General features: G+C 40.1%; 5 protein-coding genes. All 5 read right to left on the bottom strand.

What is annotated here, in order from left to right; translation table 11 throughout:
* Positions 1-60: 60 nt before the first annotated feature.
* The 5 genes from FC65_RS09980 to acpS all read right to left on the bottom strand — a co-directional run bounded on the left by FC65_RS09980 (position 61) and on the right by acpS (position 2,654).
* Positions 61-282 carry a hypothetical protein gene (locus FC65_RS09980; RefSeq protein WP_010499636.1) on the bottom strand — a complete coding sequence of 74 codons (222 nt, stop codon included), beginning with the start codon at positions 280-282 and terminating at the stop codon, positions 61-63.
* Positions 283-398: 116 nt separating this feature from the next.
* Positions 399-776 carry a type II toxin-antitoxin system PemK/MazF family toxin gene (locus FC65_RS09975; protein ID WP_010499638.1) on the bottom strand — a complete coding sequence of 126 codons (378 nt, stop codon included), beginning with the start codon at positions 774-776 and terminating at the stop codon, positions 399-401.
* Between the two features lie 38 nt (positions 777-814).
* Positions 815-1,057, bottom strand: a complete 243-nt coding sequence (locus FC65_RS09970; protein ID WP_010499641.1) for a hypothetical protein — start codon at positions 1,055-1,057, stop codon at positions 815-817.
* 94 nt (positions 1,058-1,151) lie between these two features.
* Positions 1,152-2,276 (bottom strand): alanine racemase, encoded by a 1,125-nt coding sequence (gene alr / locus FC65_RS09965; protein ID WP_056972562.1) that lies wholly within the window; start codon positions 2,274-2,276, stop codon positions 1,152-1,154.
* A gap of 18 nt (positions 2,277-2,294) precedes the next feature.
* The gene (acpS, locus tag FC65_RS09960) at positions 2,295-2,654 is read right to left on the bottom strand and encodes a holo-ACP synthase (protein WP_056972561.1); all 360 of its coding nucleotides are present in this window, start codon (positions 2,652-2,654) and stop codon (positions 2,295-2,297) included.
* Positions 2,655-2,803: the final 149 nt, after the last annotated feature.

Raw genomic sequence — 2,803 nt, 5'->3', positions numbered from 1 at the left:
ATTTCATCAGTACCACTTGATAAAGAACCGATTCATCAACACTAAAATAAGAACCTATTTTTAGTCTTCAGACAAAACGACCTCTACCACTAAATCAACAAAGTCTCGCTTAGGATGAAATTCATCATGAATTATATAAGTGACCTTGACGACTTGCCACAATGCTTGACTGTCTCCAAGCATCAAATTATCACCGGCATGGGGAATAAATGGGAGCTCCACCATCATTTTACCGGACCCCTTCACGATCGGGGCATTAGAATTAATCTGAGTACGAAACATGACCTGCTCCTCCTTTTATTACTTTAGTCCATCTGGGTAACATAAACACTTAAAATACCCACCTGTATTCCAAATGGAGAGCATCAGTAAAAATATGTAATTCTGCGTTCACAATTTTAACGGAGCTTTTTTTTATGTACAACAGATAAGCCAACGCTGACTTTTAAAGCCTGATCAACTAATTCCATATTATGTGGGTCAAGATGCATAATTTTTTCACGTAAACGCTGTTTATCGATCGTTCTGACTTGTTCCAGCAAAACAACGGAATCTCTTTCTAAACCTGCTTTGGATTTTTTCAACCCAACATGCGTCGGCATTTTTGGTTTAGCGATCTTTGAAGTTATCGCAGCGATCACAACAGTCGGACTAAATTTATTGCCAATATTATTTTGAATGATCAAAACGGGCCTCATACCGCCTTGTTCCGAGCCAACGACCGGTGACAAGTCGGCGTAATAAATATCGCCACGTTTAATTTCTTTTTCGGACATGCACTGCCCCCTCTTCCCATACTACTTTATTATTAATATCAAAAATCAGAAAGATCAATTTCGCAAGATAAGAATTCATGGCAGATTTCTGCGTTCAACTCCGCCATTTCACTATAACCCGCTACTAGATCATATAAATCACTACGTTTTTTTAAAGCATACTCAAACACTGCTTGATCATTTAGCAAGGTTTGCGGTTCAATTGAAAAATAATCGCACATCATCCTGAGCTCTTGTTCGCTGAGTGCCCCGTCTGAAATTTCATTGTTATTATCTTGCATTACTCCCCACCACGATCCTTTATTTAAGTGCCTTAAATCTTACCACTAAAACACTAAAATTTAAACTATCTTGATCAATTATTCCTAATTATTCCTAATTCTTCCACACATAAACACGCTCAATTCTTTCAGTCAAAGCACTGACTATCTCATAATGGATCGTATGTGCATAATTAGCGACATCTTGTGCAGTGATCGTATGACCATTGTTTGTCCCAATCAAAGTTACCTTGGTACCAAGTTTAAAATTTTGTGGCAGCCTGACCATGATTTGATCCATACAAACTCTACCGACTACCTCACAATAATTTCCAGCAACCAATACAGAAAAGCCTTGTAATTTCCGAGACCAGCCGTCCGCATAACCGATTGGGATCGTTCCGATCCATTCATCGTGTTTTGCCACATAAGTTTCACCATAGCCGATAGCAGCACCCGCCGAGACATGTTTGACTGCGACTAACTGACTAACCAACTCCATCGCAGGACGCAAAGTACCCGGCTCCGTTAATTGAGAACCAGATGGGTTTAATCCATACATCCCGATTCCATAACGAATAGCATTGCCCGTTAGCTCTGAATGCCACATAGCTGTTGCGGTATTAGCAAAATGGACATAACGCGGCTTAGGTGAAACAACTTGCAGCATTTCATTTAAGAGTGCGACCTGTTTGTTAAAGTAAGAGGTTTCTTTTGAGTCCGCACTTGCAAAATGCGTAAAAATCCCCTCAAAAACAAATTGTTTAGTAAGCTGTCCTAAAAGAGCCACGACACTTTTCACTTCATCAGCAAAACGAAAGCCGATCCGCCCCATGCCTGTGTCCAACGCTAAATGCACTTTTAAACGTAAACCTGCTTGCTTTAAAACTGGCGCCGCTTCTCTCAGAAACGATTCATCACCAACGGCCACAGACAGATCATTTTGTGCCATTATCACAGCTTCTATTGGACTATTGACTCCCAATATCAGGATAGGCTCAGTAAAACCAGCTTGTCGTAACGCCAGCCCTTCGTCGATGACGGCAACACAAAAACCGTTAGCTCCTGCTTGTTTTGCTGCTCTTGCAACTTGGATCAACCCGTGCCCATATGCATTTGCTTTTACTACAGCAAAGAGATCTTGTCCCTCTTTTAAACGTGCTTTTTCTTCCGCCACATTATGATAGATAGCACCTAAATCAATCACTGCCTTAGTTTCCCGATGTCTGCCTACGACCATAATTCCACCAAACGCTCCTTATCTTTCCAGTACCACTTCAGTCAATACCAATTTTGCTGTATGTGAAATGGACACTAAGCAATTGACGTCTTCGCCTAAAGGCTGAATGACTATTTGCGGCTGACCAGAATCTTCATTTAAAATTTCAATATCTTGAAAAGATAGATGGGAACCGATCCCTGTTCCATAGGCTTTACTGTAAGCTTCCTTAGCAGAGTAACGCCCACCTAAAAACTCAAGTTGTCTTCTTTGTGAGAGAGTTCCATAAAACTGTAATTCATTGGGAGTCAAAACTCGTCTCGCAAAATGACTGCCTCTTTCTTGAGCCCGTTTGATCCTCGAAAGATCAGTTATATCAACACCCAATCCAACTATCACCACTCGACCTCCATCTAAAACAAAGCTTTTCTCTATTCTATCAAATAATCGTGGTGATGTTTAGTAACAATCAGAAATAATATACATTTAATTAATAACATAAAGAAAGCAAGCAATTTTTAGGTTCTATAATATTTGGTACTGATAGA

The sequence above is a fragment of the Ligilactobacillus acidipiscis DSM 15836 genome (assembly GCF_001435755.1).
In the GTDB taxonomy this organism is placed as follows: domain Bacteria; phylum Bacillota; class Bacilli; order Lactobacillales; family Lactobacillaceae; genus Ligilactobacillus; species Ligilactobacillus acidipiscis.
The sequence above is the reverse complement of the archived record's forward strand: the minus strand, read 5'-3'. Positions and strand labels throughout refer to the sequence as shown.